The organism is Rhodococcus sp. AW25M09, assembly GCF_000333955.1.
Lineage (GTDB): Bacteria > Actinomycetota > Actinomycetes > Mycobacteriales > Mycobacteriaceae > Rhodococcoides.
This window is the reverse complement of the sequence record NZ_CAPS01000040.1, coordinates 49,319-65,510: the sequence shown is the minus strand read 5'-3', so window position 1 is coordinate 65,510 and position 16,192 is coordinate 49,319. Positions and strand designations below refer to the sequence as shown.

At 66.1% G+C, this 16,192-nt stretch carries 17 protein-coding genes; all 17 read right to left on the bottom strand.

The window, feature by feature from the left end:
- Nucleotides 1-36 precede the first annotated feature (36 nt).
- Complete coding sequence (locus RHODMAR_RS07450; protein ID WP_042938364.1) at nt 37-459, bottom strand: rhodanese-like domain-containing protein; 423 nt, start codon at nt 457-459, stop codon at nt 37-39.
- Nucleotides 460-470: 11 nt separating this feature from the next.
- The gene (locus RHODMAR_RS07445) at nt 471-1,040 is read right to left on the bottom strand and encodes a cysteine dioxygenase (protein WP_008713013.1); all 570 of its coding nucleotides are present in this window, start codon (nt 1,038-1,040) and stop codon (nt 471-473) included.
- 150 nt (nt 1,041-1,190) lie between these two features.
- A complete protein-coding gene (locus RHODMAR_RS07440) occupies nt 1,191-1,991 on the bottom strand; it encodes a type III pantothenate kinase (protein WP_008713012.1) in 801 nt (266 codons plus the stop codon).
- Between the two features lie 4 nt (nt 1,992-1,995).
- The gene (panD, locus tag RHODMAR_RS07435) at nt 1,996-2,427 is read right to left on the bottom strand and encodes an aspartate 1-decarboxylase (RefSeq protein WP_008713009.1); all 432 of its coding nucleotides are present in this window, start codon (nt 2,425-2,427) and stop codon (nt 1,996-1,998) included.
- Between the two features lie 4 nt (nt 2,428-2,431).
- Nucleotides 2,432-3,376 carry a pantoate--beta-alanine ligase gene (gene panC / locus RHODMAR_RS07430; protein WP_008713007.1) on the bottom strand — a complete coding sequence of 315 codons (945 nt, stop codon included), beginning with the start codon at nt 3,374-3,376 and terminating at the stop codon, nt 2,432-2,434.
- A complete protein-coding gene (locus RHODMAR_RS07425) occupies nt 3,373-4,287 on the bottom strand; it encodes a Rossmann-like and DUF2520 domain-containing protein (protein ID WP_008713005.1) in 915 nt (304 codons plus the stop codon). The genes panC and RHODMAR_RS07425 overlap by 4 nt, the downstream gene beginning before the upstream one ends.
- Before the next feature lie 113 nt (nt 4,288-4,400).
- On the bottom strand, nt 4,401-5,717 hold the full coding sequence (locus tag RHODMAR_RS07420) for a DUF6779 domain-containing protein (protein ID WP_051047868.1): 1,317 nt from the start codon (nt 5,715-5,717) through the stop codon (nt 4,401-4,403).
- Nucleotides 5,718-5,807: 90 nt separating this feature from the next.
- Complete coding sequence (locus RHODMAR_RS07415) at nt 5,808-6,278, bottom strand: DUF3180 domain-containing protein (protein WP_042938362.1); 471 nt, start codon at nt 6,276-6,278, stop codon at nt 5,808-5,810.
- Nucleotides 6,275-6,820: a 2-amino-4-hydroxy-6-hydroxymethyldihydropteridine diphosphokinase gene (gene folK, locus RHODMAR_RS07410; protein WP_008712997.1), complete on the bottom strand. Its 546-nt coding sequence runs from the start codon at nt 6,818-6,820 to the stop codon at nt 6,275-6,277. Before folK ends, RHODMAR_RS07415 begins: the two co-directional genes overlap by 4 nt.
- Nucleotides 6,817-7,236 (bottom strand): dihydroneopterin aldolase, encoded by a 420-nt coding sequence (gene folB / locus RHODMAR_RS07405; RefSeq protein WP_008712995.1) that lies wholly within the window; start codon nt 7,234-7,236, stop codon nt 6,817-6,819. The genes folK and folB overlap by 4 nt, the downstream gene beginning before the upstream one ends.
- Nucleotides 7,233-8,081, bottom strand: coding sequence for a dihydropteroate synthase (gene folP, locus RHODMAR_RS07400; protein WP_008712994.1), 849 nt, complete (start codon nt 8,079-8,081; stop codon nt 7,233-7,235). Before folP ends, folB begins: the two co-directional genes overlap by 4 nt.
- Before the next feature lie 19 nt (nt 8,082-8,100).
- A complete protein-coding gene (gene folE / locus RHODMAR_RS07395; protein ID WP_042938358.1) occupies nt 8,101-8,730 on the bottom strand; it encodes a GTP cyclohydrolase I FolE in 630 nt (209 codons plus the stop codon).
- Between the two features lie 202 nt (nt 8,731-8,932).
- A complete protein-coding gene (gene ftsH / locus RHODMAR_RS07390; protein WP_051047854.1) occupies nt 8,933-11,776 on the bottom strand; it encodes an ATP-dependent zinc metalloprotease FtsH in 2,844 nt (947 codons plus the stop codon).
- A 300-nt stretch (nt 11,777-12,076) separates the two neighbouring features.
- Nucleotides 12,077-12,628 carry a hypoxanthine phosphoribosyltransferase gene (hpt, locus tag RHODMAR_RS07385; protein WP_042938354.1) on the bottom strand — a complete coding sequence of 184 codons (552 nt, stop codon included), beginning with the start codon at nt 12,626-12,628 and terminating at the stop codon, nt 12,077-12,079.
- 14 nt (nt 12,629-12,642) lie between these two features.
- Nucleotides 12,643-13,644 carry a tRNA lysidine(34) synthetase TilS gene (gene tilS / locus RHODMAR_RS07380; RefSeq protein ID WP_042938332.1) on the bottom strand — a complete coding sequence of 334 codons (1,002 nt, stop codon included), beginning with the start codon at nt 13,642-13,644 and terminating at the stop codon, nt 12,643-12,645.
- Nucleotides 13,620-14,714 carry a zinc-dependent metalloprotease gene (locus RHODMAR_RS07375; protein ID WP_442970039.1) on the bottom strand — a complete coding sequence of 365 codons (1,095 nt, stop codon included), beginning with the start codon at nt 14,712-14,714 and terminating at the stop codon, nt 13,620-13,622. Before RHODMAR_RS07375 ends, tilS begins: the two co-directional genes overlap by 25 nt.
- 2 nt (nt 14,715-14,716) lie before the next feature.
- Nucleotides 14,717-16,120, bottom strand: a complete 1,404-nt coding sequence (gene dacB / locus RHODMAR_RS07370) for a D-alanyl-D-alanine carboxypeptidase/D-alanyl-D-alanine endopeptidase (RefSeq protein WP_042938329.1) — start codon at nt 16,118-16,120, stop codon at nt 14,717-14,719.
- Nucleotides 16,121-16,192: the final 72 nt, after the last annotated feature.

Genomic DNA, 16,192 nt, shown 5'->3' with positions numbered 1-16,192 from the left:
GCGCACACACCTTACAGCGCAACGCTGTAGGGACGATCAGTGCGCGGCGACCGTCTCCGCCTCACGCACGCAGTGCTGAGCCTGCGTCAGCACTCCGAGCAAACCCGCCGACTTCAGAGCTTGATAGCCACCCACCAGGTCGGTGGACTTGTGCAGTCCCAGCAGTTGAAGCGATGCGGCCGCAAGGGAGGAGGTGTAGCCCTCGGAGCAGATGACGATCCATTCGACATCGTGGTCGACGGCAATCGCCAGCCGGGCATCGCTCGTCGGGTCCAAGCGCCATTCGAGGACGTTGCGTTCGATGGCCAGTGCGCCGGGCAGCGTCCCCTCGACGGCGCGCTGCGCCTGCGGTCGGATATCGACGACGACGGCGCCGCGATCGACGGCGTCGCGAAGTTCGAAGACTGTGGTGCGATCGATGGTCTCGCGGGCAGATTCGAGCATTTCGACAATTGTCATGGTCTGGATGGTCACAGCGTGGCCTTCTCGGGTGCGTCGGTGAGCTCGCTGCGGGTGCGGCGAAGCGTGGACCGTTCGGTCACTTCGTAATAGGACATCGCCGTCAGTGGCGGTGAGTAGGCGTGCACGCTGAGGGTGGGGCCGGTCGTGGCGGACGCCGGATCATGCATCACGTCGTGCACCCAACCCAGCGGGAACGCCGCCTGATCACCAGCGTCGAGGCGACGCTGCTTCAGTTCGGTACCAGCCCAACGATATTCGAGCAGAGATCCACTCAGAACGGTCAGAGCGCCGAGTGACCCGCCATGATCGTGCAGTTCGGTGGAGCGATCGGGAACCCAGCTGATCAACCAGACGTCGAGGTCGTCGTCGGAGTGCAGTCGCTTCGCCCAACGCTCGCCGATCGGCCAGCGGCCGCCGTCTGGAAGCAGATGATCGAGGCGGCCTTCGAGGACGTCCGACGCGCTCTGATCGGTGACGCGCAGCAGGTCATGTGGCCGCAATCGCGTCGGCAGAGTCGATATCGACCGCGGTGACAATGAAATTCGCGAGGGTGCAGAAAGGACAGGTGTGGAAAGCATGAAGCTCTACTCCAGGGGTGTGTAACGAACGAGGCAGGGGTCAGCCTCGACAACACTCCTGGGTGGCCATGCACGTCATCACGCGGAGAATTCTGACACACGAACGCAGGATGCGCCAGCGCTCGTCCGAAACACGTGGCTCCGAGACACTCACCGCGGGCGACGTTTTGCCATGTTCCGTTCGTAGACCAGCCGGAGACCCTCGAGGGTCAGGTCGGGTTCGTGATGCTCGATGGTCGTCGATTCGGGCAGGATCAACGCGGCGATGTCCCCGGTGCCGATGATCGCGACATCCGTGCCGGTCAGCTCGGGAACCTCTCGCCTGATCCGTCCGACGAGCCCGTCCACTAGGCCCGCGAACCCGAAGATGGTGCCCGACTGGATGCATTCGACGGTGTTCTTACCCAACACCGAGCGGGGCCTGACCATCTCCACCTCGCGCAGCGTGGCGGTCCGGGTCGACATCGCCCACGCCGACATTTCGAGCCCCGGGGCGATGGCACCGCCGAGGAATTCCCCCTTGGCCGACACGACATCGACGCACGTGGTGGTTCCGAAGTCCACCACGATGCATGCGGATCCGTACAAGTCATGTGCGGCAAGGGTATTGACGATGCGATCGGCACCGACCTCTTTGGGATTGTCCACCAGCAGCGGAACACCGGTCCGCACGCCCGGTTCGACCACCACGTGCACCACGTGATCCCAGTAGCGCGTGAGCATGGTCCGCATCTCGCGCAGCACCGACGGCACGGTCGACAGCGCCGTGATTCCGGTGATCTGGTCTGCTTCGGCTCCGAGCAACCCCCGCAACATGAGGGCGAGCTCATCGGCCGTCACATGCGGATCGGTCCGGATACGCCAGTCCCGCAGCAGCTTCGAATGATCGCCGGTGCCGGTGAACAATCCGACCACGGTACTGGTGTTGCGTACATCGATCGCGAGAAGCATCGGATCAGACCAGCACGGAATCGGCCCGCAGATCGCGCGGAGTGATCAGACCCGAGCCCGCAGGCGCGTGGGCCGGATCGGTACCGAGCTCGACCGGCCGGTTCTTCTCGTCGACGAACACCACTCGCGGTGCATAATCGACAACTTCCTGTTCGTTCATCACCCCGTAGGCGATCAAGATGACCAAGTCACCCGGATTCACCAGATGTGCTGCGGCTCCGTTGATTCCGATGACGCCACTGCCCCGCTCACCGGTGATCACGTACGTCTCGAGCCGCGCTCCGTTGTCGATGTCGACAATCGTGACCTGCTCGCCTTCCAGCAGATCGGCGGCCTCCATCAGATCCTGGTCGACGGTCACCGAACCGACGTAGTGCAGGTCCGCGTGCGTGACGGTAGCGCGGTGGATCTTGGATTTCATCATCGTTCGAAACATGCTGTCACTCTCCGTTTTTCGGATCGTCTGGACTATTCGTTTCTGGTCGTTCCGCAGGCTCCACTGCTGCCTCCAGAAAACCGGTGCCGACGGCGACACCGACATTGTCGATCAATCTCGTGGTCCCGACCTTGGCCGCCACGAGCAATCTGCCGTCCCCACGTTCGGGAGCCGGCCCCAGGTGCGGGTCGCGCACCTCCAGGTAGTCGACCTGGACCAGCGGGGCCTCGTCCAGTACGGCACGGGCAGTGGCGATGATGGCCTCGACTCCCCCGGCTGCCGCATGCGCACCGGCCACCAACGCGGCCGACAGCACCATCGCCGCCTCCCGCTGCTCGGGGTCGAGATATCGGTTGCGCGAGGACAAGGCGAGACCGTCCTGCTCGCGCACCGTCGGGACCCCGATGACAGCGACGTCGAAGTTCAGATCCCGAACCATCTGCCGAATCAACGTCAGTTGCTGGTAGTCCTTCTCCCCGAAGTACGCACGGTGGGGCGCTGCGATCTGCAAAAGTTTGGCGACGACGGTGAGCATGCCCGCGAAATGCGTCGGCCTGCTGCCACCTTCGAGTTCAGCGCCGATCGGACCGGGCTGGACCGTGGTGCGAGGGCCGGACGGGTACATCTCGGCCGCGGACGGGGCGAAGACCAGTTCGACGCCCTCCTCTCGGAGCAATTCGACATCCGTGTCGAGAGTGCGCGGGTAGGCATCGAGATCCTCGCCGACGCCGAACTGCAACGGGTTGACGAAGATCGACACGATCACCACCGCGCCGGTGAGCTTTGCCTGCCGCACGAGCTGGAGGTGACCGGCGTGCAGTGCGCCCATGGTCGGCACCAGCGCCACTTGCTTCCCGGTTCCCCGCAATGCCTTCGACACCGACGTGATCACCGCGGGGTCGTGGTGAACGATCAACTGCCCCTTGGTGTAGCTACCCGCGAGGGTCATTTCTTCCCTTCCAGAATCTCGATCAAATCTGCCGTGGCACCGATGCGCTGCGCAGATCGCAGCGACAGCGCTCGATAGCCGGCAGCAATACGCGAATCCACGGCTTCGAGCACCTCGAGGTGCCTACCGACTGCAGCGGCGTCACCTCGGGCCACCGGGCCGGTCAGCGCCGATTGCCCATTGCGCAGGGCGTTGTCCAGCGCAGCTTCGAGCAGCGGAGCCAGAACACGCTCGGGAACGCCGCGTACCGCGTCCGAGCCAGGAAATCCCGGTCCGGCCAACGCAACCCGAAGCGCTTCGACGGCATCGACCACGAGTGTGACGAGATGATTGCTTCCGTGCGCGAGAGCAGCGTGGTAGAGCGCCCGATTGCTCTCGGGCACATGCACCGGCTCGCCGCCGATCTCCAGTACGAGTGCCTGCGCCACCGCGTATCCGATGTCGTCGCCTGCGGTGATGCCGAAGCACGCCGCCGTCATCCGATCGGTGTCCTCGACGCCGCCACCGAAGGTCATGGCCGGGTGAATGGCCAGCGGTACGGCCCCGAGGGCGGTGAGCGGTTCGAGTACTGCAACGCCGTTGGCACCGGAGGTGTGAGCCACCAACTTGCCCGGTGCCACCGCCCCCGTAGCGGCCAGGCCGGCGACGATCGACGCCAGCTCGTTGTCGGGGACAGCAAGAATCAGCAACTCTGCGCGGCGAGCTACCTCGTCGACCGGAAGGATCTGCGACTCGGGCAACCGGGCGCGAACCCGTGCAATGGACGCATCCGATACGGCAGCCGCACCCACGACGACGTGCCCGACGCGTTCGAGCGCCTCACCGAACGCAGTACCCACGCGACCGGCCGAGACGACGCCAACCGTCAAGCGAGCCGGGGACAGACCGCCAGTGAACCCTGATGAGGTCACCGCAAACTTCCTCTCGTTCGTTCCAGTCCCGCACGGCGGGTACCAGACGTCCTGCAGGGAACCCTAGCTACTGCGACCCCTCAGGTGCCAGGGAAGACGGTGTGATCTGGTTCTCAGTCCGAGCGGCGGCGGCGACGACGCGTACCTGGATCGGTGGTGGCCACATCGGAGCCGTCCCCACCCTGCAGGCCGGCCATGATCTCGGCAACGGATCGGCCGTTCGAGTGTGCTCCCGTGGCATCGTCGTCGGTGGACCCTGTGCGCCTACGCCCGCGTCGAGGCGCACTGGAGGTGTCCTCTGCGGCCGGCTCGTCGTCGCGATCGGCGGAGAAGAATGCGTCCGCCGAGTCGCGCAGCGAGCTGCTGGTCGTGGGATACGCGTCGCCGTCCTGGGCCGAGCCCGATCCGTATGCAGGCTCCGACGCGTAGTCCGTTGCAGGCTCGGCCGGGTAGGGCTCGGCGGCGTAGGTATCGGTGGGCTGAGGCTCGGCGGGCTCAGGCTCGGCCGCAGTCTGCGGTTCGTCATCCGTCGTCGGTTCCGGCTGCGCGACCGGTGGACGAGTCTCCTCGAAGTTGTACGCCGTGAAGGGAGAACTGGGCGGAGTGACTCGCGCGGCTTGTCTGGGGGCGCTGTAGGGACGCGCCTGCGCAGCGGGTCGCTCGTACGGATCGGCCGCTCCCGCTTCGGGTGCAACCGAGTTGTAGCTCGGTTCCTCGGACTCGGACGAGTTCTCGGCGTACCGATCCTGCGACTCCGGAACCGTCGACGCGGCGGTGGCCTGCGGCATCTGGTCCGGATCCTCGGGATACACCACCGATGTCTCGGCGGTGACGGGCTCGTCGTAGGGAGTGCCGACGCCGTTGAGGCCGGAGTCCGGACCCATCGGGCCGTTGCCGTTCCCGCCCCCCGGTACGTACAGGCCGGACGGCGCAGGCTGATAGCTGTCGTACCGTCGACCGCCCAGTTCTTGCATCCGCATCGCCTCGGCCCGCAATGCGACGCGTTCGGTCGGCAAATTGCCGTCGAACAGCACCTGCAGGTTCTGACGGAGTGCGGCCAATTCGTTGCGCAGCGCTGCGACTTCGTCGATCTCCATCCGCGATTCGCCGCGCACCCGAGCCTCGACGTTCATCTCGTACTCTCGTCGCGCCGAGATCTCCCGAGCCAACTGCAACTCGTACACCGTTTGCAGGTCCTTGGCCTTGGTCTGGTCGGCGGCCGCTTCCCGGCGATACTTCGTCATCGCGAAGGCACCGATCACCGCAGCCCACAGAGCCGAAAGAACACCGACCCGCATCCATTGCACGCTCTCGCTGAACAGCAACAGCACGCTGGCGACGATGCCGAACACGACGAGTGCCGCAAGGAACAGCTGGCTCGCACTACGCCTGCCACGGCGTCCTTTCTTTGCGCGAGTCTGATCTGTCATGTTCACAAGGGTAACCGGCAAATCGATCGCAAATAGTCATCCTCGACCGATCGCCTACACAACCGAGGTAACAATCGAATGATCGGTGCGTTACCGAGAATGCTCGTCGTCCCGGTCTTTCGGGGTGCGGCAGCACTGCTCGAGCCATACCGCGGCAGCGACGACGGCCGCTCCCGCGACCAGCGCCACGATCGCCCCGGCCCGATCGGACGACGCGGCGCGCACCGTTGCCGCTCGGGGGAGTACGTACACCAAGAACCCGACGCATACCCCGGCAACAGCGGTCCCCACCAGCAACGACGCCTTTGCCAGCACCAACGCCCGATACACCGTCAACGGATGCAGATCATGCAGCCCGGTACCCACGCGATGCTCGGCGATGCGATTGCGAACGATCACTGCGGTCACCACTTCAACCACCGCTACCAGATACAACGACGCCCCGGCATACACGGGAATCGGTGGCAACGAACCGTAGAACACCCGGACCAGCAGCCAGGTCCCAACCGAGGCAACCAGGAAAATGCCCACTACATCCCAGGCCTTGGTGGGATTGGTCACCACGACGATTCACCTGTGATTTCATCCTGCTTGTCTGGTCGTTCCCGCAGGCTCCACTCCTGCTTCACCACTCCCGCACGCTCCTGCGGACTCAATCGCTTCAGCAACTCCGGCACCGGGACATCACGGTCTCCGACCCGCAAGGTGGCGTCGGGTTCAATGTCCAACCACGGCAGCAGGACGAAGGCCCGCTCGTGCGCGCGGGGATGCGGAAGGATCAAGCGAGGATCGTCGCTGACCAGGTCGTCGCACGCCACCACGTCCACGTCGAGACTTCGTGGACCCCAGTGCTGCACTCGGACGCGATCCGCCGCCTCCTCGAGTCCCTGACCCATGCGCAACCAATCCCAGGCGTCGTATGCATCGTCGGCGGCCACCACGACCGCATTGAGGAAGTCCTGCTGCTCGACGCCGCCCCAAGGGGCAGATCGGTAGACAGGCGAGCAGGCCACCACTCGCGAACCCAGTTGTTCTGTCACAGACCGTAAATGGCCCAGAGAATCACCGATGTTGCTGCCGATGGACAGCACCGCACGGGTCACGGCCGTTCCCGGTAGGCCACCACGGCCACGTCGGCGAATGTCAGCGGGATGGGGGCCGACGGCTTGTGCAGCACCACTTCCACCGCGTGGACGCGGGAGTCGTAGGCCAGCACGACGTCGGCGATCTCGGCGGAGACCGTCTCGATCAGGTCTCTCGACGGACCCGAGACGACGGCCGCGGCGCGCTCGGCGAGCTCTCCGTAGTGCAACGTCCTGGTCAGATCATCGGTCTCGGCTGCGGGACGCAGATCCATCCACACGGTGATATCGACGACGAAATCCTGGCCGTCTCGCTTCTCGAAGTCGAAGACTCCATGATTGCCGCGCACCGTCAGGCCACGCAGTTCGATGCGGTCGCCGCGACGCGTTCCGATGCCGTCGCGGCTACTGATTTCGCGGCCACTGATCTCGCTCATGCCCGATCACCCTGCCATGCCCGGACGACGGCAACCGCGTCGAGTGACGCTTGGACGTCGTGCACACGCACACCCCACGCTCCGCCTGCGAGCGCCAGAGCCGACACCACGGCAGTGGCGATTTCACGTCCATCCGGTGGACGCGGCGAACCGTCTGCGTCGGCCAGCAGCGATCCGAGGAAACGTTTACGGGAAGCACCGACGAGAACCGGGAATCCCGCCGCCACCAAGTCTGGTAAACCACGGAGCAGTTGCCAGTTGTGCTGGGCGTTCTTGGCGAATCCGAGGCCGGGATCGAGCACGAGTGCCGATGCATCGACCCCCGCAGCCACCGCGTGATCCACCTGTTCGAGCAGTTCCCTGCGGACGTCGGCGACCACGTCTGCGTAGCGATCGGCCGGACCGGAGTGTCGGTACTCGGATCCAGCGGCCCGCCAGTGCATCAGGATCCACGGCAACCGACCCTCTGCCACCACCCCAGCCATGGCCGGATCGGCTCGGCCACCCGAGACGTCGTTCACGATCGACACCCCGGCCTCGATAGCTGCTTCGGCCACCGAGGCGCGCATCGTGTCCACACTGGTCACCACGCCCTCGGCAGCCAGTGCGGTGATCACCGGCACCACGCGCCGAGCCTCGACGACCGGATCGATCCGGTCGGCACCGGGACGGGTGGACTCACCACCGACATCGACGACGTCGACTCCGCGACGATGCATCGCCAATCCGTGCTCGACGGCAGCATCGACGTCGAGGTACCGACCCCCGTCGGAGAAGGAATCGGCAGTGACGTTCAGAACGCCCATGACGACGGGTGCCGGGGGGATACTTCGCGCAGTACTCATCGGCAATCGACCGGTTGCATCATTTCCGCAGAATCAGGTCCAGTGCTTCCGAACGCGATGCTGCGCTGGACTGCAACAGACCCCGCACGGCCGAGGTGGTGGTACTGGCACCCGGCTTGCGAATTCCTCGCATGGCCATGCACAAGTGCTCGGCTTCGATCACCACGATCGCTCCGCGCGGGTCGAGCTTGCGCATCAACGCGTCGGCGATCTGGCTGGTCAAACGCTCCTGCACCTGCGGACGCTTGGCGTACATGTCGACCACACGCGCCAGCTTCGACAGGCCGGTGACCTTGCCGCTCTTACCCGGGATGTACCCGACGTGGGCGACCCCGTGAAACGAGACGAGGTGGTGCTCACACGTGGAGAACATGGGGATGTCGCGAACCAGGACCAGTTCCTGATGCCCCTCGTCGAACGTCGTGTTCAGCGCTGTGTCCGGGTCGGTGTAGAGACCGGCGAAGATTTCGCGGTAGGAGCGCGCGACCCGTGCGGGGGTGTCGAGCAAGCCCTGGCGATCGGGATCCTCGCCGATAGCGATCAACAACTCGCGCACGGCGGCCTCGGCGCGAGGCTGATCGAAGACGGCACCGGTGGCGTAGGCGACGGTCTGTTCGACTGCACGCGGTTCCGGTGCTCTCTGTTCCACTGCCGGGACTTCTGCCGAGTCGCTTGTCGACTCGTCGGTCCGATTGACTGACACGTGAACTTACCTCCGGTTGGGCTCCGCGAATGTGACAGCTGGGCCGAGTGCGACAGTCCCGAGAGGACCATTGCGTCGACACAGCGAACGGTTCGAACGACGTACTGGGCCGACCGTGACAGTCGACCCAGTAAGCCTAATGATCGGCTCAGCGGTAAGAACCGCCCGGCCCTTCCCAGCGTTGCGTCTGCGGACCTTCGTCGCCGTCGCCCTCGAAGTGCTCATCGCGTCGGGAGTCCTCGGGCGGAACGTTCTCGGCCCGGTCGTCGCCGGGTAGAGGGTAGTTCTGCGACGGGCCGGGAACCTCCCACGTCGGGGTAGACGACTCGTCCGCTGCTCCGCTGTCGGTGTTCTCACCGTACGGAGGGGCGTGCCGAGACGGCCGGCCCTGATCGCGTGTATCCGGCCGGAACGGGTCCGGCTGATACTGCGGAGGCTCGTAGGCCGGCTGCGGGTTGCCTGGCGGCCGGTAGGCCTGGGGTTGCTGATACGTCGGGTGCTGCTCGTACGCCGATTGCCCCTGCGGCGGTTCGTACCGATTCGGCTCCGGTCGATCCGATTCCTGCTGGTCGCGGCTCGGCGGACCCTGAGGCGGCGGACCGCTCGGGCCCTGGTAGCGCGGCACCGACGGCTGGTCACGCGGAGGCCAGCCGGGAGCCGACCATCCGGCCGGGGCGCCGTAGTCCGGTCGCGAACCCTGATTGGGTCCCGAACGAGGTTCGGGTCGGCGATAGCCCTCGGAGTACCCGCCGCCGTTGGGAGCACCACCGTTGACCGGTCCGCCGTAGCCACCGTTGCGGCCGCCGCCGTTGTAGTCACCGGCGGCCGGGGCACTGCGTCGCCCGCCACCGGTGTTCGGTGCACCGTTCGACGGCATCCCGTTCGTCGGTGCGCCGTTCGTGGGTGCGCCGTTCGTGGGTGCGCCGTTGGGCTGGCTGCCGTTGTACCCGTTACTTCCGTTCGGGTAGCCACCCTTGCTCATCTGCGGCGAACCGGAGTAGCTGGGCTGTGGAACCTGCTGCGGCGGAAGCTGTTTCGGGGCCGGCGGCACCGGAGGCCACGGCTCGCCGCGCTCGGCGGCGAGTTCACGCGGAGTCTTCACCGGCGGCTTGTCCGATGGCTTGCGGTCACCGAAGTCGTTGAACAGGGTGATCCGCGGCCGCTTGGTCACGCTGTGGAAGATCTTCTCGAGGTCCTTGCGAGTGAGCGTCTCTCGTTCGAGCAGCTCGGTGGCCAGGGTATCGAGCAGATCGCGGTACTCGTTGAGGATGGCCCATGCCTCGGTGTGCGCCGCCTCGATCAGCTTGCGCACCTCCTCGTCGATCTCGCGGGCGACCTCGTGCGAGAAATCGGACTGCTGACCCATCGAACGGCCGAGGAACGGGTCGCCCTGTTCCTGTCCGTACCGGACGGCTCCGAGCTTGCTGCTCATGCCGTATTCGGTCACCATCGCACGGGCGATCTTGGTGGCCTGATCGATGTCCGAGGATGCTCCGGTGGTCGGCTCGTGGAAGACGAGTTCCTCCGCCGCGCGTCCACCCATGGCCATGACCAGACGAGCGATCATCTCCGAGCGCGTCATCAGGCCCTTGTCGTCCTCGGGCACGGTCATCGCGTGACCGCCGGTGCGACCACGAGCGAGAATGGTGACCTTGTATACGGGCTCGATATCGGGCATCGCCCACGCAGCGAGGGTGTGTCCGCCCTCGTGGTACGCGGTGATCTTGCGCTCGTGCTCGCTGATGATGCGGCTCTTGCGCCGCGGGCCGCCGACGACTCGATCCACCGATTCCTCCAGCGAGGCCTCGGTGATGACGGTGCCGTTCTCGCGAGCGGTGAGCAATGCTGCTTCGTTGATGACGTTGGCCAGGTCGGCACCGGACATCCCGACGGTTCGCTTGGCGAGACCTTCGAGGTCGGCGTCCTGTGCCACGGGCTTGCCTGCCGAGTGCACCTTCAGGATTGCCCGACGGCCGGCCAGATCGGGGGCACCGACCGGGATCTGGCGATCGAAGCGGCCCGGACGGAGCAGGGCCGGGTCGAGGATGTCGGGGCGGTTGGTGGCGGCGATGAGGATGACGCCGGTGCGCTCCCCGAAGCCGTCCATCTCGACGAGCAGCTGGTTGAGCGTCTGTTCACGCTCGTCGTGCCCGCCGCCCATGCCTGCACCGCGCTGGCGTCCGACGGCGTCGATCTCGTCGACGAAGATGATGCAGGGGCTGTTCTGCTTGGCCTGCTCGAAGAGGTCGCGCACGCGGGACGCACCGACACCGACGAACATCTCGACGAAGTCCGAGCCCGAGATGGTGAAGAACGGGACGCCTGCCTCGCCTGCGACGGCACGCGCCAGCAGCGTCTTGCCGGTTCCGGGAGGGCCGTACAGCAGCACGCCGCGCGGAATTTTGGCTCCGAGTGCCTGGTAGCGCGCCGGGTTCTGCAGGAAGTCCTTGATTTCGTAGAGCTCTTCGACGGCTTCGTCCGCACCCGCGACGTCGGCGAAGGTCGTCTTGGGCATGTCCTTGGTCAACTGCTTGGCCTTGGACTTGCCGAAGCCCATTACGCCGCCGCGGCCGCCGCCCTGCATGCGGCTCATGACGAAGATGATCACGCCGAGGATCAGCACCATCGGAAGAATCAGCAGCAGGAACGAGCTGAACCAGCTCTCCTGGGTGACGGTGGTGTTGTAGCTGTCGAGACCTTGCGAATCGACCTTGTCGAAGATCTGCTCGGACGCCGAATCCGGGTACTTGGCGATGATCTGCTTCTGATTGTCCGTCGCGTCGGAGGCCTCTTTGAGGGTGAGCCGAATCTGCTGCTCGCGGTCGTCGATCTGCGCGGACTCGACGTTGCGGTCGTCGAGCTGGGCGATCGCCACCGAGGTGTCGACCGTCGTCCAGTTCCGCGTGTCGTTACCGAAGTAACTGAAGGCATAGATCACCAACAGAATGCCGAAAACGATGGCGAGATTTCGTATTACTGTCTTCCGATTCATACAGCTTCAGCCGACTCGGCCGTGTCCTTTCAGTCCGCTCCCGCGCGCTGGCTGCTCCCTGCCCGCCGGATGCTCCAGGTTACCGCGAGACCCGGACATCGGACTCGCTCATACCTGGCGCTCTGCGTCCACGCACCTGTCGGCGTCGACGCTTCTTCCCCTCCAACGACTGCACTCCCCCGGCAGTTCCCCACCTTCTCGGGCACCCTATCCGCATCGATGGACCGTTGCATACGTCTGAGCGCGTCGATGGTCCATTCACGCGAACCGGGCGGACCGAAGGAACCGAAGGAACCGATCTCAGCTGTACACCTTCGGGTCCAGCAGCCCGATGTACGGCAGATCCCGGTAGCGCTCGTTGTAGTCGAGGCCGTATCCGACGACGAAATCGTTGGGAATGTCGAAGCCCACGTTCGCGACCTCCACATCGACCTTGATGGCGTCGGGCTTGCGCAGCAACGTCACCACCGCGAGCGAGGCGGGCGAACGGGTCGCGAGATTGCGCTTGAGCCAGCTCAGCGTCAGACCGGAGTCGATGATGTCCTCGACGATCAGCACGTGGCGTCCGGTGATGTCGCGGTCGAGGTCCTTGAGAATGCGCACGACGCCGGACGACGATGTCGACGAGCCGTACGAGCTGACCGCCATGAACTCGAGCTGCGCCGGGATCGGCAGGGCTCGGGCGAAGTCGGTCATGAACATGATCGCGCCCTTGAGAACGCCGACCAGCAGCAAGTCGCCTTCGGGCGAGCCCTCGGGATACCGCAGGGCGATCTCGTCTGCGAGTTCCTGGGTGCGCGTTTTGATCTGTTCCTCGGAAATGAGAACCGATTCGATGTCGCCCTCGTACACGGGGTTTCCCTTCATTAGTTCTCCAGGCCGACGCTCAGCCTGCCATGTCGACGCGAGCACACCAACCTCGCCTCGGGCGTTCCCCCAGGCAGCGCAACCCCACCCTGTCCGGTCCACCGTCCGACGAGGGCATCGACGGCCCGGATCTGCCGATCGGTCAGCGACGTCACACCCCGGCCGAGCAGCCAGCGCCGCAGAACTCGACGACGAACGGCGGGCTCGACGGTCTCGATCGCGGAGACCTCGATCTCGGCCGCATCCGCGTCGAGCACCGACTCGGCCATCGCGTCGAGCACCCGGCCGTCCTCGCGCAACTGCTTGGCCGTTCGAGCGAGTGCAGCGGCGACGCCGCTCCCCAGCACGTCCTCGAGCAGAGGCAGTACCTCGTGACGCAATCGCACCCGCGTGAACTCGGTGTCGGTGTTGTGCGGATCCTCGAACGGCTCGAGTCCCAACTCGACGCAGGCCGCCCGGGTGACACCGCGCCTGACTCCGAGCAACGGCCGACCCCAGGGGGCATCGAAGGCCGCCATGCCGGCGATCGACCGCGGTCCGGATCCGCGCCCCAACCCCAGCAGCACCGTCTCCGCCTGGTCGTCGAGGGTGTGGGCCACCAGCACCGATGCGTCGCCACGAGCGAGATTCAGCGCGTCGTACCTGGCTTTTCGTGCGGCGGCCTCCATCCCACCCGAACCGGACACCTGCACCCGCAGCACGCGTGCATCGACCACACCGAGCTTCACGGCGCGGGCCGCTGCCGTCGCGGCGACCTCCGCCGAGCCGACCTGAAGCCCGTGGTCGACGATCAACGCACGCACGTTCGGAGCCTCGGCCACGGTCGCCGCCGTCAGAGCCAGCGAATCCGCGCCACCGGACAGCGCGACGACGACCGGGCCGGGATGGGCCACCAGCCACGCACGCACCGCCCGCCGAATCTCGAGCAACGCCGGCCCTTCCGGCAGCAGCGCAGGGCGGTGGGAAGGAACCACTGCTAACCCAGGACCCGAGCGATCCAAGCGTCCGGGTCTTCGATCTCCGACAGCAGCGGCAGGGTGCCCGGTCCCGTCCATACGGTGTTGAACCGTTCCATCCCCACCGCGGCGACGACGTGGTCGACGAATGCCTTGCCGCGCACGTACTGCGCCATTTTCGCGTCCATGCCCAGCAGTGCCCGCACGACGCGTTGCAGCGGGCTGACCTTGCGTCGACGACGCTGATCGAACGCGCCGCGAATCTGTGCCACGGTCGGCACGACGGCAGGTCCGACGGCGTCCATCACATGGTCGGCGTGGCCCTCGAGCAGAGTGCCGAGAACCAGGAGTCGGTCTATCGCGTCGCGCTGCGGCTGCGGTTGGGTGGCGCGCAGCAGGCCGACGATGCCCGCGTCCTCGGACTTGGCTGCCCCGGTCGGATTCCGGCGGGCCTTCAACGCGCCGGTCAGCCGGTTGGCGACGTCGGTGAGCGGCTCGTCGCTGCCGCCGGAGAGCACCCCCACGTTCTCGCGCATGTATCCGCCGAGCCACGGCGCGGAGGAGAACTGCACTCGGTGCGTCACTTCGTGCAGGCACACCCACAGCCGAAAGTCGCTCGGCGAGACTCGAAGGGCCCGCTCGACGGCAATCACGTTGGGCGCGACCAGCAGCAGCGTTCCGTTCTCCCCGGTGAACGGATCGTACTGTCCGAGAATGGCGCTGGACAGAAACGCCAGCATCGCTCCGGCCTGCAGTCCGGCGGGCTTTCCGCCGAGCAGCCCGGACGGCGACGTATCGTCGTCTCCGGTGAGGTGCTTCATCGACGCCGCGGCCGCGGCGATCCAGCCTGCTCGGTCGACCACCTGGGCGTCGGGCACGGGAAGTCCGTCGGCCAGGCCGGTGGTGTCACGAACCGGCCCCTCGGCTCGAATCGATGCGGCGGCAAGCTCCTCCACGGCCGCCTCGGCCGTGTAGCGGGAGGTGGCGGGACCCTTACGGGCCAGCTTGGCACCGGTTTTCGCGGCCACCGACCAGTCGACTGCACCGGCGAAACCGGACGTTGCCTCGTCGTCCTCGGCACTCGTTGCTGCTTCGGTATTCGCCGGGATTTCGATATTCACTGGCAACCACACAATCTCAAGGTCGATGCCACGGCATCGAGGGCGGGGCGACTGACCTCGGGGGGCCGGTCGTTCGACATCAGCGCGAAGGTCAGGATTCGACCGTCGACGTCCACGACATATCCTGCGAGAGCACTTGCAGCAGAAAGGGTTCCGGTCTTGGCCCGCACCCATCCCGCCCCGGTGCGATCCCCCGAGGCATATCGATCCGACAGCGTTCCGGTGGCACCGGCAACGGGCAGATAGTCGAGCATGGGACGGAGCGTCGGCTGCTCTGCTCCGGCGGCCGAGGTCAGCACCTGATCGAGCAGCCTGGCCGGAATCCTGCCGTCCACCGACAGCCCACTGGCGTCCTGCAGCGTCATCCCGGCCATGTCGAAGCCTGCGGAATACAGGGTCTGCCCGATGGACGCGACCGCACCGGAAAAGCTCGGCGCCGTGTTCATCTCGATCGCGAGTTCGCGTCCGATGGCCTCGGCGAGCACGTTATCGGACCGATAGATCATCTGCTGCAGGCGGTTTCGGAGTGGGGCGGATTGCACCGACGCGATCTGGTCGGCCCCCTCGGCGGCCGTACCCGTCGTCACCGCAGCCGGGTCGACGCCCAGTCCCGCTGCCAGTGCGCGGCCCGCGTCGAGGGCCGGGGTGGTGCTGCGCGGCGACTCGTCGACCAGGGGCTGCGATCGCCCACCGTCGAGCATGATCGGTTCGATCGGGGTGATCGACCCGGCTGCTATGTCGGCGGGGAACCAGCCCTGTGCCATGGTGTCGCCGGTGTAGATCGAGGTGTCGACGGCGATGCTGCTCACTGCTGTTCCGCTGCGACGGATCTGCTCCACCAGGTCGTCGATGCGCGCGGCGCCGGGGTAGAACCCGTCGGTACCGACCGGCAGTGCAGTGAGCGTGGGGTCACCGCCCGCGATCAGGACGATGTTGCCCTCGCCGCTCCCCTGGACCACACGGGTGGTGACTCGGTGCTCCGCGGGGAGGGAGAGCATCGCGGCAGCGGCGGTGAGCACCTTGGTGGTCGATGCAGGCGTCATCGGCGCATCGGGGTTCCGGGACCACAGGACCTGGCCGGTCTGCGCGTCGGCGACGGTTCCGGTGAACGTACCGAGGCCTGGATCGTCGACCGCCTGGGCCAGTGCGTTCGCAAGTCCCGCCGAGCTGGGCGAGGGCGCAGAACCCGGGAACGGGGTGATCTTCGGATCGGGCAACACTGTCTCGGGTGGGGGCTCGATGGCGGTGTCGTCAACTCCTGGCACCGACGGAAGTACGAGCGCAACGGTCGTCGCGGCGAGGATCGCGGTGAACACAGCGCACAGCGTCAGGACCAACCGCTTCTTCCTGCGCCGTCGACCCGCTGTGGGACCGAGGAACCGTCGTGTCAGCCCCGCCACCGTTCCTCCGTTACTGCCGTGGTCGTACCCGTGATCGTTCAGTCAACAGTATCCTCGGGTCCGGTAGCCTTT